General features: G+C 43.0%; 15 protein-coding genes and 1 pseudogene. 3 read left to right on the plus strand and 13 right to left on the minus strand.

The genetic code is table 11. From position 1 onward, the window contains the following. Positions 1-8: 8 nt before the first annotated feature. The 8 genes and pseudogenes from srtB to AKG37_RS10600 form a co-directional block, all read right to left on the minus strand. Complete coding sequence (gene srtB / locus AKG37_RS10565; protein WP_060698767.1) at positions 9-761, minus strand: class B sortase; 753 nt, start codon at positions 759-761, stop codon at positions 9-11. A 26-nt stretch (positions 762-787) separates the two neighbouring features. Beyond that, a complete protein-coding gene (locus AKG37_RS10570; RefSeq protein ID WP_060698768.1) occupies positions 788-1,558 on the minus strand; it encodes an ABC transporter ATP-binding protein in 771 nt (256 codons plus the stop codon). Then, the gene (locus tag AKG37_RS10575; protein ID WP_060698769.1) at positions 1,545-2,531 is read right to left on the minus strand and encodes a FecCD family ABC transporter permease; all 987 of its coding nucleotides are present in this window, start codon (positions 2,529-2,531) and stop codon (positions 1,545-1,547) included. Before AKG37_RS10575 ends, AKG37_RS10570 begins: the two co-directional genes overlap by 14 nt. A gap of 34 nt (positions 2,532-2,565) precedes the next feature. Beyond that, positions 2,566-3,453: a heme ABC transporter substrate-binding protein IsdE gene (gene isdE / locus AKG37_RS10580; RefSeq protein ID WP_060698770.1), complete on the minus strand. Its 888-nt coding sequence runs from the start codon at positions 3,451-3,453 to the stop codon at positions 2,566-2,568. Between the two features lie 76 nt (positions 3,454-3,529). After that, complete coding sequence (locus AKG37_RS10585) at positions 3,530-5,362, minus strand: NEAT domain-containing protein (RefSeq protein WP_060698771.1); 1,833 nt, start codon at positions 5,360-5,362, stop codon at positions 3,530-3,532. Between the two features lie 19 nt (positions 5,363-5,381). Continuing rightward, the gene (gene isdC / locus AKG37_RS10590) at positions 5,382-6,038 is read right to left on the minus strand and encodes a heme uptake protein IsdC (RefSeq protein ID WP_047202944.1); all 657 of its coding nucleotides are present in this window, start codon (positions 6,036-6,038) and stop codon (positions 5,382-5,384) included. A 20-nt stretch (positions 6,039-6,058) separates the two neighbouring features. After that, on the minus strand, positions 6,059-6,517 hold the full coding sequence (locus AKG37_RS10595; RefSeq protein ID WP_060698772.1) for an NEAT domain-containing protein: 459 nt from the start codon (positions 6,515-6,517) through the stop codon (positions 6,059-6,061). Between the two features lie 327 nt (positions 6,518-6,844). Beyond that, a pseudogene (locus tag AKG37_RS10600) lies at positions 6,845-7,218 on the minus strand (winged helix-turn-helix transcriptional regulator). 176 nt (positions 7,219-7,394) lie between these two features. Between AKG37_RS10600 and AKG37_RS10605 the strand changes: the two are divergent. Genes AKG37_RS10605 through ribD form a run of 3 tightly spaced genes read left to right on the plus strand, consistent with a single transcriptional unit; the run spans position 7,395 to position 10,105 of the window. Beyond that, on the plus strand, positions 7,395-8,288 hold the full coding sequence (locus tag AKG37_RS10605; RefSeq protein WP_060698774.1) for a VOC family protein: 894 nt from the start codon (positions 7,395-7,397) through the stop codon (positions 8,286-8,288). Next, positions 8,266-9,027 carry a GTP cyclohydrolase II gene (locus tag AKG37_RS10610; RefSeq protein WP_060698775.1) on the plus strand — a complete coding sequence of 254 codons (762 nt, stop codon included), beginning with the start codon at positions 8,266-8,268 and terminating at the stop codon, positions 9,025-9,027. Before AKG37_RS10605 ends, AKG37_RS10610 begins: the two co-directional genes overlap by 23 nt. Further along, on the plus strand, positions 9,014-10,105 hold the full coding sequence (gene ribD, locus AKG37_RS10615) for a bifunctional diaminohydroxyphosphoribosylaminopyrimidine deaminase/5-amino-6-(5-phosphoribosylamino)uracil reductase RibD (protein WP_060698776.1): 1,092 nt from the start codon (positions 9,014-9,016) through the stop codon (positions 10,103-10,105). The genes AKG37_RS10610 and ribD overlap by 14 nt, the downstream gene beginning before the upstream one ends. 67 nt (positions 10,106-10,172) lie before the next feature. On the opposite strand, the gene AKG37_RS10620 is transcribed toward ribD, so the two are convergent. The 5 genes from AKG37_RS10620 to AKG37_RS10640 form a co-directional block, all read right to left on the minus strand. Further along, a complete protein-coding gene (locus tag AKG37_RS10620) occupies positions 10,173-10,541 on the minus strand; it encodes a VOC family protein (protein WP_078061013.1) in 369 nt (122 codons plus the stop codon). Between the two features lie 334 nt (positions 10,542-10,875). After that, positions 10,876-11,721 (minus strand): polysaccharide deacetylase family protein, encoded by an 846-nt coding sequence (locus AKG37_RS10625; protein ID WP_060698778.1) that lies wholly within the window; start codon positions 11,719-11,721, stop codon positions 10,876-10,878. A gap of 64 nt (positions 11,722-11,785) precedes the next feature. Further along, positions 11,786-12,115: a PTS sugar transporter subunit IIA gene (locus tag AKG37_RS10630; RefSeq protein WP_060698779.1), complete on the minus strand. Its 330-nt coding sequence runs from the start codon at positions 12,113-12,115 to the stop codon at positions 11,786-11,788. A gap of 19 nt (positions 12,116-12,134) precedes the next feature. After that, positions 12,135-12,458 (minus strand): PTS sugar transporter subunit IIB, encoded by a 324-nt coding sequence (locus AKG37_RS10635; RefSeq protein WP_060698780.1) that lies wholly within the window; start codon positions 12,456-12,458, stop codon positions 12,135-12,137. A 12-nt stretch (positions 12,459-12,470) separates the two neighbouring features. Then, positions 12,471-13,904, minus strand: coding sequence for a glycoside hydrolase family 1 protein (locus AKG37_RS10640; protein ID WP_060698781.1), 1,434 nt, complete (start codon positions 13,902-13,904; stop codon positions 12,471-12,473). Between the last annotated feature and the right edge of the window lie 19 nt (positions 13,905-13,923).

Raw genomic sequence — 13,923 nt, forward strand, 5'->3', positions numbered from 1 at the left:
CTCCTTTTCTAGTAAACTTTCTTTAGCTTCGCCTGTACCACAAGACGCCCATTTTTAGGTGCCAGCACATGATCACAGGTCGATAAGGTGAGGATGAGGTCATCTGTGGACACGTCTGTCTTTGTTTGATAGATTGATTTCTTCCGCACAGCTTGCAAGTAATGCGCATATTCGCCAAGATCCTGAAAATCAGTTTGAATATAATCGAAGTCAACCGTTGTTTCATACACGGCAAAAATCTCCGCTTCATAGCTTTGATACAACGTATCGTACTGAAATGTCCGGTGTTCATTGAAGAAATCTTTTTTTAAATAGTTTGTAAGTCCAGCGAACATGGATCCATCCCTCATCCGATGGCCGTACACCACTGTGTTTGGGCTTTCATGCAGGACGTCGTTACGATAATCCATAAAGATACTGCCTGCCCGGGTGTCGTTTTTTAAATAATTGCGAGTTAAGTAGAACGCATTATCCCGTGATTGAACGATCGGGTACTGAATCATCGTGTCCTCCATATTGATCCAGCCGACAATGTCCTCATTCACTTTCCGCAGCTCATCAAATGACGAACGGATCTTTCCTGGTTTCTGTTTGTTATTCATTCTCTCTTCGTGTCCATACATCGTTTGGGCCTTTGCAAGCACCTGACGATTTTGATAATAACCGAATAGTTCTAAGCCAATAGCTGTACCACTATAAATAAATACACCTAAACAGACGATCGTCAGCATCCGCTGCCAGAGCCGTTTTCCTCTTTTCACACTGTTTCACCTGCTTTTTGCACAGCTTATATGCCAACAGGCACGATGTACATCCCTGTTTCTGCATCCTGTCTAATCGTGACGGACACATCATAAATGTGCCGTACGTTCTCTTCTGTTAACACATCGTTTGGCTGTCCTTCGCTGATGATCTGTCCATCCTTCATCGCAATGATGACATCGCTGTAGCGGACAGCCTGATTCATGTCGTGCAGCACCATAACAATCGTTAGTCCATGTACGGCATTCAGCTCACGGATCAGCTCAAGAATGTCAAATTGATAGTAAATATCCAAATAGGTTGTCGGTTCATCTAAGAAAAGGATCGGTGTTTTTTGTGCCAGTGCCATCGCAATCCATACACGCTGGCGCTCTCCACCTGACAATGAGGCGAGCGGCACCTTTCGTTTTTCCGTTAGCTTTGTACTGGACAGCGCCCACTCTATCGCTCTTTCATCCTCTTCCTTGTCTCCTCCACGCATTGTCTGGTACGGCGTTCTGCCAAATGCCACGACCCGTTCGATCGTTAAATCAAGCGGCGCTTCATTTTGCTGATGGACGACAGCCAGCTTTTTTGCCAGCTCCTTTGGCTTGAACGCATTCAGTGCTTGCCCGTCTAAGTGAATCTGTCCTTTATTCGGACAATGATTATTCGCCATCAAGGAAAGCAGTGTGGATTTACCTGAGCCATTTGGACCGATAATGGTTGTGATTTTCCCCTTTTCAATCTGGGTTGTAACGGATTGAACGATATCCTTCTGCTGGTCATATGAGAATGACACCTCACGAATGTCCATGGAGACGGTCCCCCCTTCTTAATAAAAAGATCAGAAACGGCCCGCCAATGACGGCCATGATCGTAGAAGCAGGAATCTCATTTGGCGCCACAAGCGTCCTGCCGAGCGTATCAGCTGTCAAAATCAGCAAAGCCCCGCTTAACGCAGAAAACGGAATCAGCACCCGATGATCCGAGCCGACAAGCCTTCTTGAAATATGAGGAACGAGCAATCCAACAAAAGCAATCACACCCGCTACTGCAGCTGTCACCGCCGCCAGTAAAACCGCTGTGATGGAAATCAAAAGGCGCATTCTGGTCACACGCAATCCTAAATTTTTCGCTGTCTTGTCTTGAAGAGCCAACAGGTTACACCATCTGCTAAAGAAAAGTGCCACGACAAGGCCAACGACACCATAAACACCGATTAAACGGACATCTCCCCACGTTTTCATCGTGAGATTCGACTGTCCTGACTGATTAATCGTGATATTGAAATAGCTGCAAATGGTCACAAATGCTTCAGCCATTCCTGTAAACATGGCATTGATGGCGATCCCAACCAAGATCATGCGGATCGGGCTTAAACCACCCTTCCAAGACAGAACGTACACGAGGAAACACGCAATCGCCCCGCCTAAAACCGAAAATAAAGGTGTGTAGAAATAAAATTGAGGAAGCGCTGTAATCGCCATTAAAGAAAAGAAGCTGGCTCCTGATGAAATCCCAATGACGCCGGCATCAGCTAATGGATTCCTCATGACCGACTGCAGCAGTACACCGGAGACAGATAAGGCGGCCCCTGTAAACATCGCGATGAGCACGCGGGGGATTCTCAAATCTTTAATGATTTCTACCTGTGCATGTTGACCGGTGATGAGCCCTTCCAATAATTCAATTGGGGTGACATGAATGCTCCCAGTAATGGCGGAATAAATAAACACGCAGACCAGTAATAGACTGACTATCAGAAATAAAAATCCTGTTTTTTTCATCTTGAACGTCCTTTTATCATTAAGATTCGCAAGCTTATGACGGATACAACATACGAGTCAATTCATCTAATGCCTCTGCTGCCTTTAAATTGCCTGTTGTCCCGAATAAGCTTTCTTCGAGGTCGTACACCCGGTCTTGTTTGACCGCATTAAAATGTTTCCAGATGTCATTTGTTTTAAATTCTTGATCAAACATTTTGACGACTTCATCAGGCATCCCATGTGCAGCTCGGAGAATGATATCTGGATTGGCTTTTTGTAAATACTCCGTATTGGATGCCAAATACTCCATTTTCTCACCTTTGACAATGTTCTTTCCTCCTGCGATACGCACAAGATCACCAATATATGAATTTTCTGTCGCCACCAAATAACTACCTGGCACACCAAGCAAAATCAGAACGGACGGCTTGCGTTTTCCTTTCGTCTTCTCTTGGATATCTTTCTTTTTTTGCTCAAAGTCAGACACAATGCGCTCAGCCTGTTTCTTCCTGTCATACTGATCTCCAAGCTTCGTGATGGCCTTCTCCATGTTGGCCATACTCTCGAGATTTAAGTATGTGGCAGGAACACCTGCTTGCTGAAAGGGTTTTTCTAAATCATATTGAAGGGTTGTGACAGACAGGACATCTGTCGGTTGAAGTGATTGGATGATTTCCATGTCCGGGCTCATGGGATTGCCGACTTCTGGCAGTCCTTTGTAACGAGCTGGCAAGGATTTTTGACTTGTAGGCACCCCGACAAGATCTACCTCTAAAGCATCCATGATCTCCGCCGCAGCTACAGTCGTTGCTACAATACGCGCACTTGATTCTGCGCTTTTTTTGCCTTTCGCTGAACTTTCAGCTGACTGTGAGCAGCCCGATAAGATCACACACACACTGAAGGCAGCGATCAAGATACATAACATTCGATGCTTCAAAAACAGAAGCCTCCTTTCGAAAAAAGAGAGTGGATGCGCCCAGGTAAAAGGCGCATCTCACTTAAACTAAAACGAACTATCTTGTCCGTGTTTGATATTTCCTTACGAGTACAAATAAAGATCCGCCGAATAAAAGAATATACACCCAAAGAAGAGAAGTATCTCCCGTTTTCGGGTTCAGCTGTCCAGACTCAGATTTGGTTTGGTCATCTGATGGAGTAAATGTCATCTGCTCCGCACCCGTTTCCTCTGGTGCTAAATTCTCAAGTTGATTTGTTTGAGAATCTTGCTCATTTGGATTTTTAACAAATCCGATGTTCTCATCGTCTCCGATGACTGTTGAAATTCCGCTTCCCTCACCGAGAGCGATTCCTTTTGTGTCATAGACAAGTGTGACATCGTACTGCTCATGGTAGTTCGCAGCTGGAATATCAATTTTTACACGTGCAGCCTGAGCTCCACTTAAACTTTTTGCTTCATATTGAATAACACGTGTATCTGCTTTTTCATCTGTTTTCGCAACAAGTGTCTCTTCAAACTTTCCACCTGTTCCTACTTGGAATGACGTGATGGCTGAGCTGTTTTTCACTGTATATGAAACGAAATGGCGGCCATTTTTCACAACCAATGTCGCAGGACTCACGACGTAATCGTTCATGCGAGAGAGCTCATCTTTGTCTGCTTTCTTCATTGAGAAAGGAAGCTTGTATACACCATCTTTTAGCTGATCCGTCTCTTGATCTGCTCCGCCGTTATTTGTTTCTGTTGGTGGTGTGTTTGGTTTTGGTGTTTCTGATGTAGCTGGTGTTTCTTCCTCTACCACCTGCCCATCCTTCACTGGAGCGATACTCTTTGAATCAAATTGAAAACGAATATCGTAGGTTTGGTCATAGTTAGCGGCTGCTACTACAACGTGTACCTTTCCTTTGACCTCGTTTTTCAAATCAGATACATCAAATGAAACCACTCTTGTGTTCTTCGCTTCATCCTTGCTGACTGTTTTCGCTTCTTGATAAGAACCGTCTTTCTCTGTTTTCAAAGATGCTACAGACTTATCGTCCTTCACCGTAAAGGAGATGGTTTGTTTTCCATTTTTGACAGTTAAGGATGCAGGATGTGAGAAGTAATTACTCATTCGAGATGCCTCATCCGTATCACCTTTGAGCACACTGTAATTGATTTGATATACGCCGTCATTTAATTGATTTTGCGCGGAATCATCTGGTTTTGTGCCATTGTTATTGCCTGGTGTTGTCGATTGATCGTCTGGCTTTGTGCCATTTTGATCATCCGGCTTTGTTTCGTTATCGTCTGGTTTTGTCCCGTTTTGATCATCCGGTTTTGGTTCATTTTCTTCTGGCTTTGTTTCGTTATCGTCTGGCTTTGTGCCATTTTGATCATCTGGTTTTGGTTCGTTTTCTTCTGGCTCTGCAGGTGAAACGAGTGTAAGGCTGCTTTGATCGAATGCAAGCTGTACGTCATACGCTTCGTCATAAATAAAGCTGCCTAAATCCCAGTAAATCTTCACCCAGCCGTTTAATTTTGCTGATAAGTCGGGTACGTCAAATTTGATCACACGTGTATTGGCTGTTTCATCCTCACTGACTGTTTCAGTGGTGACGAGCGCACCATTTTGTTCAACCTTGAAGTCTGTAATTTCTTTGCTTTGCTTCAGTGTGACATAAGCTGTTGTCTTGCCATTTTCCACAATCAGCTTAGCTGGCTTTTCTGTATAGGTATCCATCATAGACGCTTCTGAGGTACCATCTTTTAAAATGGTGAATCCGACTGTGTATTCCCCATCAACGAATGATGCCGCTTGAGCTGTTCCTTGAGGAATCTGAAACGCAGTCAACAAACTGAATAAAACAAGCAGAATGGCTGCCTTTAGATGAAAAAGACGTTTCAAATGGTGACACTTCCTTCCGTTATTGCTTGATGATCCACTTTCTTGCTAAAAACCCGCCTGAACATAAGACAAGCACAAGGAGCCATCCTACCTGGCTTGTATCACCAGTTTGAGGGTTCTCTTCTTGTTGTTTCGTTGTGGATGTATCAGCTTTGTTTGTTGATTCTTTTGATGGCTGCTGACTTTCTTGTGCACCCGTTGATTTATTTGCACTGTTAGACGATAGCGATTTCATACTGCTTTCATCAAATTTCAGCTGAATGGTGTAATCATGATCATAATCAGCAGATTTTACAGTGACGTGAATTTTTGACTTGATCGGTTTAGACAGGCTCTGAGCTTGAAACTGAACGAGTCTTGTATTCGCTTTTTTATTCGTTGAGAGAACAGTTGTGTCGACATAGCCGCCATTTCCAGGCACTTTAAATTCCGTTACCCAGCTGCTATTTTTAATCGTCATTTGCACAGTCAGCTTCCCATTTTTCGCAATCACTTTTGCCGGCTTCAGCCAGTAGTCATTTGCCATTGATACCGCATTTCCTTCAGCTTTCAGCACAGTATAATTGACGGAGTATGTACCATCCTTTAACGTGGCAGCCTGTGCGTTTGAAAAAGGCAGTAGAAGTGCCAGTAAAAAAGCGGCCATGAAGGCTGGTAGCCTCATCCATTTTTTCATCAAGCGAATTTCCTCCCTTTCTATTGAACAGATGCCGCATCAAACTTGAGGCGAATGTCATAATTACCTGTATATCCGATGACCGGTACAGTCACACTCACTTTTGCTGGTAAGACCTCAGTCAGGCTGTTCACATTGAATTCTACCGTTCTTTTATTTGCAGCTGTATTGGTACTGATCACTTTCGCATCTTTGTAGACACCTTGATCAAGCGTTTTAAAACTTGTGATCCAAGAGCTATTGTTTAACGTCACTTGCGCTTTGATTTTCCCATCCTTTACGACAAGCTTGGCTGGTTTTTCAAAATACGTATTCGCTGTTGAAGTCGAATCGCTATCTGCCTTCCATACCACGTATTGAGCTGAATATTGACCATCTGCTAAGCCAGCTGCTGAAGCAGAGCTAACCGGGGCTAACGCGAATAATAGAACAAAACTAAAGAATAATAATACGTGTGATGTTGAACGAATGACTTTCATATGAACCCTCCTAAATGATATTGATAATTATTCTCAATAGACAATAAAAAAAATAATCTTCATAAGTGCAAAATACACTTATAGATGATTATGATAATCATTATCACTTGAGTTGAAAAAATAAATCTTTGCTTCCTAAAAGTCAAAGATGTCTACTTCTGAATGATGATATGCTACGTGTTTTAGGTCATCTGTCCCATTTATAATACCATGGCATAACCTCCATTCCATTACAGGGAAAAGAACCCTCTTCTCCTTGATATTATATAATGGATGCAATTATTGTCAACATCATTTTTCATACTATTGTCTTAGTTTTCTGGAAAATCACACAAAAAAATTTCGATCAGACATACTGATCGAAATTGATGAAGAAGGGGCACCGACCCCTATTTTGCTGTTTAGCGATCTAAAGACCAAGCATACATTTCACGAATAATTGGTTCAATTTTTTTCCCCTGCACCGTTAATTCGTATTCAATTCGAACTGGAATATCGGGGTATACGTTTTTCTCAACAAGTCCTTCAGCTTCTAAATCCTTCAGCCTTTCTGATAGTAATCTTCCACTTATGTTCATTTCATTTTCAAGCTGACAAAAACGCTTAGGCCCTGTCAGAAGCTGATTGATGATGAGAATGACCCACTTCTTGCCTAAAATCTCCATGGCATCTGTAATTGGGCAGCCATCTACTTGAGCCATATCTTACTCCCTCCTGCTTTTCTCTCTTTTTTTCATTATAACACAATTAATTACTTGAAATAAGTCACTAACTATTATATAGTTTAGTTACTAAAAGTAACAAGCTATTCATTTTTATAGATTTTCAAAAACATTTGAACATGTCGATGCATATATCATGAAGGAGATGACCGAGATTGAATACAATAGAACAGCTCAGATTGGGTGTTACAGAATTACACGTGTCAAGCTTTGATCGTTCTTTACCTTTTTATACAGATATTTTAGGATTTTCTATATTAGAAAAGACAGATTCTACGGTGACACTTGGCAGCAATGCAAAGGAACCGATCCTTTTATTAAAAGAAGACGCACAGCTCAAAGAGAAGCCTGATCATGAGCCAGGACTTTATCATTTTGCAGTTTTATTACCTACCAGAAAAAACCTGGGCACATGGCTGGCACATGTGATCAAAAAAGGCTATCCTTTAATTGGAGCAAGCGATCATCTTTTCAGTGAAGCCATTTATTTAAGTGACCCTGACGGCATTGGCGTAGAAATTTATGCTGATCGCCCTGAGAGCGTTTGGGTAGGTGAGCATGGAGAACTGAAAGGTGGCGGAAATGCACCGCTTGATGGAGATGGACTCCTGAAAGAAGCCGCTGATACCACATGGGAAGGACTCCCTGCCGGTACAGTAATGGGACACTTGCATTTCCATCTCAATCCGGAAGTAGCTGAACCCTTTTATGTCAATACGCTCGGTTTTCATATCCGAATGGCTCCACCAGCAAGCGTATTTATTGCCGCTGGTGTGTACCACCATCACCTTGCCTTTAATGCATGGGGACGCGGACGAAAAGGAGCCATTGACCCACGTTTTTCAGGAATTAGAAGTTATACACTGGTCTTCCCAGAAGAAGCAGACAGACAATCAGCCATCGAACGTTTGACAAAAGCAGGAACTCAAGTCAGCACGACAGGAAATAGTCACGAATTTGTTGATCCATTTGGCGTTCTCGTTCGTTTAGAGATTGAAGAAACAGACAAAAAAGAAGGTGCAGAATATGGACAAACACACAGAGGTTAAAACAGCCATTTTAAAAGATAAAATCAAACGAGTACAGCAAGAAGACGGGTATATATATATCACTGGACCCATTAAACTGCCGGTGAATTTAGACGGCAGAACTGTCACGTTCAACTGGTATTCATGGTTAAAAGACGATGGAAATGAGCCATTGTCAGATGAAGCTTTAATTGAAAGCCTCTCGTCCCGCCAGCTTGCGGAACATCAGCAGTCAAGCGTTCTTGTGTATGGAGATTTTGAGCACGCAGACGAAGCTCTTATCCGCATGCATTCCATTTGCCACACTGGCGATATTTTCGGGAGCAAACGCTGTGACTGCGGGTTCCAATTGAAGCAGTCCATGCGTATGATTGAGGACAATGGAGCAGGAGCACTGTTTTATTTAGCCAATCATGAAGGACGCGGTATTGGTCTTTTCAGTAAAGCCATGGCCTATATTCTTCAAGAAAACGGCTACGATACAGTAGAAGCGAACGAAGCACTTGGTTTTGAAGATGACACGCGTCAATATGAAGAGGCCATTGCCGTTCTGCAAACACTTCGTACAAAGCCGGTCAGACTCATTACCAATAATCCGAAAAAGACAGATGCCATCAGCCATGCTGGTCTAACTCTTTCTGGACGCATTCCGCTTTGGGGTGACGTCTCTGAATTTAACGAAAAATACTTGCAGACAAAAATTAACCGCTCAGGACACATGAAGGCGGAGCAAGAGGTGCGTACGATTGCCACATCATGAGCGTTATATGCAGTTAGCCCTTGAAAATGCGCGGGCCATGAAAGGTCAGACATCTCCGAACCCGCTCGTTGGGGCTGTGATTGTACAAGAGAATGAAATTGTTGGTGTCGGCGCTCACATGAAAGCCGGTGAACCACATGCTGAAATTCATGCACTCAACATGGCTGGAGACAAGGCAAAAGGAGCCACCATTTATGTGACCCTCGAGCCTTGTTCCCACCATGGCCGCACAGGCCCTTGCGCGGAAGCACTTGTGAAAGCCGGCGTCGAAACTGTTGTTGTGGCAGCACTTGATCCGAATCCGCTTGTCGCTGGACGCGGGATTGCCATTTTACAAGACGCAGGCATCCAAGTCATCACAGGCGTACTTGAACAAGAATCCATTCTGATGAATGAAGTGTTTAACCACTTTATTACGAAAAAAACACCTTTCGTAACACTCAAAGCAGGCATTACCTTAGATGGGAAAATTGCTTCTGCCACGTCTGACAGCAAATGGATTACATCTGAGACATCCCGTTATGATGCTCACCATATCCGCAGTATCAATGATGCCATTTTGGTCGGTGCTCAAACCGTCATTCACGACGACCCTTCATTAACTGCGCGGATTCCAAATGGGCACCATCCTATTCGAATTGTTTTAGACTCTAAGCTGTCAATTCCGTTGACGGCAAAGGTCGTCAACGATCAGATGGCACCTACTTGGATCTTTACAACAAAGCAAGCCGATGAGGAAAAACGAGCAGCTTTAGAAGCAGCGGGTGTCCATGTCTTTATAACAGATAGCGACACACGGGTACCTCTGCAAGAAGTGCTTCAAGTGCTGGGAGAAAAAAATGTCTCCTCCCTCATGATTGAAGGCGGCGGTCAGATTAACGCTTCTTTTTTAGAACAGCAGCTTGTCGATAAACTGGTCATCTATATGGCACCTAAGCTCATTGGCGGACGACTTTCCCCTTCCTTTTTCGGAGGCGAAGGCATACGTCTCATGAGTGACGCCATCGAACTCGATCAACTCGCAGTGGAACCGCTTGGGAAAGATATCAAAATTACGGGCTATCCCGTATATCAATAACAAATACAATAAGGCTGTTGAGGATATCTCAACAGCCTTATCTTTTTATAAAATCTAGCTTTGTTTTCTAGGCTTTTCTCTCTAAAAATTCAATTCGATTCCCAAAGGGATCTTCTACATAGAACCGATTGGCACCTTCTAATGGCTCATCCTCTTTTATACTAATCTGATGCTTCAATAATACCTCTTTTAATTCTGATAGACTCTTTACAAGAAAAGCTGGATGAGCTTTCTTTGCAGCTTGAAAATGATCCTGAACGCCAATGTGAAGCTGATGATGACCGCATTGAAACCAGACACCTCCGAGTTTAGCTAGATTACTAGGCTTAGGTATTTCTTCCATCCCTAAAATTTTGCCGAAAAACAAACGGGCTTTCTCTTCACTACCTTTTGGGGCAGCTAATTGAACATGATCGATTCCAACAAAGTTTGGCATCATTCTCTCTCCCTTCCTCAATTGAATGTAAAAAGTGTTTCTTCATTTTTAGTAGGCTGAGCAAAATCACTTGGGCATTCTTTCATTAGGTGGGCTTGATACTTGGAGTGTTCCAATGAGGCATTTCATAAGATGTAGAATGTGATTGATTTCACTGGCTGACAATGCTTTTATCAAAAACAGAACTCTCATCGTAATGAAAGTTCTGTCCATCTCAGTCTCTCTTGTAGTAACTTTTGAAAAAGCTATATTATATCAAGCTGTACGTGTAGTCGATTAGCTGATTCATTTTGTTGAAACTTGTCGTAAAATGTTTCATGTGAAACATTGATCGTTACTTCCCTTCTACCAGCCTGCCAAAGCTTTCGGGTGAAAGTCCCGGTGAAATGCGGACGCGGTGTAAGGACATCATGCCTTGCTCTTTCTTCGCCTGTCCTGGTTCAGTGGTGACAGCCATTTGATAACCCGCTTCCTTTGCCAGCTTCAGCGTGTCTTCGTTATAGCGCCCGACAGGATAGCTGACCATTCTTGTACGCTGAGAAAATCGCTGATCAAAGAAAATCTTTGATCCTTTTAATTCCTCTTCCTGCTGCTTTTTTGATAAACGATTGAGCTCTAAATGATGAATCGTATGACTCTCAATCGATATTCCATGTGACATCATGTCATCCATTTGCTCATCTGTTAAGTGATTCGGACGACCAATGGATTGCTTAATCATGAAAATCGTAGCTTTCATTCCATACTGTTTTAAGATCGGAAAAGCCTTTGTATAGTTATCCGTATAACCATCATCAAATGTAATGAGGACACTTTTTTCACTTGGTTTCATATTTGTTGTGAAGACGCGGTACGCCTCTTCTGGTGACAGTGTGACATAGTCGTTGTCCTTCAGCCATTTCATATGAGCCGCAAACTCGCTCTTTGGCACACGCAACGAGTTGCCGCTTGAAATACTGTGATACATCAAAATCGGAAGCTCCACCGGCTCCTTTTCCTCAATCCAGTTTTGTGTCTCTTTTACTGCCGCTTCTTTTTGCTGAATATCTTTTGTTTGTAATGGACCCTTTTCCTCTTTGACGACTTGCTGGTTTCCTTCTGATTGCTCCTTCATTCCCATACATCCTGAAATGAGCAGCACCAAAAGACCAACCGCCATCAACATACATGTTTTCTTCATTCACCAATCCTGCTTTCTCTTTATCTACCGAATGATTATAACAGAAATTGGTTAATCATTGACATCATTTTGACAGGGTGTTCATTTTTTTACACATTTCGATCATTTCAATGGCGAGCAGATGAATGGTCTCTGTTGTGAGCATTTGATCTTCTGCATGTATCAGCAGTAAAGAAAAAGGAAGCTGTTCACCTGCCGCTTCTTTTTGAATCAGCGACAAATGCAGGTTGTGGATGCTATGAAACGCTGCCTCCCCCTTTTCAATCAACTGCTGTGCTTTTTCAAAATCATCAGCTCTGGCTAGACGAATCGCTTCTATATAATGACTTCTCGCTTCGCCTGCATAGGCAATGATTTGAAAGGCTGCTCCCTGCATTTCCTCTAATACCGTCATCTGCTTCTCCTCCAATTACTCAAGATTCGTTTGCTAGTTTCAGTGCATGCTCTAAAATTTTTTCTCCGTTTGCTGTTCCATATAATCTCACGTTGACGACATCGACAGGTATTTGATAGGGTGCCGCGGTTTTTTCTGCTGCCTTTTTCATAAAGCTTACTTGCGGCCCAAGCAAAATCACCTGTACATCTTCTCCATGCTCTTCTAATTCATCTGCAATGGCTCCCTCGGGTATGGCATAAATATAGTAATCCAGTCCTTTAACTTCTGCGGCTGCCTTCATTTTGGACACCACAATAGACGTCGACATTCCGGCTGCACAAGCGAGAATGATTCGTTTCATATCCCATCACTCCTATTGATAGATGACATCTGGTTCAACCTTCAGTTCTCTTGTTTTGATTAATGTTTGGTACCAATACGCTGAGGCTTTCAGCTGACGATTCCGTTCATTCTCCAGCTGAATTTCAACTAATCCGTAGCGGTTTTTAAAGGCATTCATCGGTGAGACATTATCTGTAAATGCCCACAGCATATAGCCAGTGCAATTTGATCCTTCTGCTTTCGCTTGAAGTGCCCGCTTCAAATGCTGGCTAATAAATGAAATGCGATACTGATCATCAATGATACCGTCTTCTTTTTTAAACCGTTCTTCCTTTTCTACCCCCATGCCATTTTCAGCCACAAACCATTCAATATTTCCGTATTCCTCTTTGATTCTCATCCCCATATCATAGACAATGTTCGGATAGATTTCCCAACCTCTGAATGGATTCATTTTTCTTCCTGGAAGCTCAAACATATCGTAATAATAAGATGGATGAAAAGGAGTCCTTTCGTTCCAAGCTTTACTCGGCGCCTTGACGCGATGCGGATAGTACAAGTTGAGCCCGACGACATCTACTGTATGATTCTTGATGATCTGAAGCTCTTCCTCTGTGGCATCGAAAAGAATATCATGCTTTTTCAATACATCGAGCAGTTCCTCCGGATACTCCCCTTTGATAGATGGATCTAAGAACACTCGATTAAAAAACAAATCATACATACGTGCCGCTTCTTGATCATGCGGGGCAGACGATCTTGCATACGTCACTTCCGGATTAAGAATCACCCCGATCTTGGCACCTGTCGATTCCTTCAAACCGAGTTCTTGAAACAGCTTCACCACTTTTGCTGTTGCCAACGCTTTATGATAGTTCCACTGCATCCATTTCTTCGTATTTTGCTCAAAAGGGTACCGAATGGCGTCTAAATAAACACGTGTCTGGACAACAATCGGTTCATTAAAAGTAAACCAATGTTTGACCCGGTCCCCATAGCGCTCAAACACCTTTTCCGCATAGAGAACAAACAGCTCGACGACATGCTTCGATGACCATCCACCGTACTTCTCAAGCAAAGCGGCAGGAAGCTCATAATGCTCTAAACAAAACATCGGTTCTACACCTGCTGCAATTAATTGATTAATCAAATCATCAATATAACGAGCATAGGTCTCATCCACAATCCCATTCTCGTAATCTATGAGAAATCTCGACCAATTGATGGATGTTCTGTAATGCGTCAGCCCAATCTCTTTCATGAGGGCCACATCTTCAGGATAACGCTCGTAAAAATTTGTCGCACCAGCCGGCCCATATCCTTCGTGCCACACGTGATACCCTTCCTTATACCATAAGTCGATATACGAGTCCTGATGCGCCTGCTTTCCCTTCCACCCCTCTGTCTGCCAAGCAGAGGCCGCCGCACCTAGGATAAAATCTCTTGGAATCTCAATACTGTTCATGTCGCCGCCTCCTTTTTTT

The organism is Bacillus australimaris, from assembly GCF_001307105.1.
Lineage (GTDB): Bacteria > Bacillota > Bacilli > Bacillales > Bacillaceae > Bacillus > Bacillus australimaris.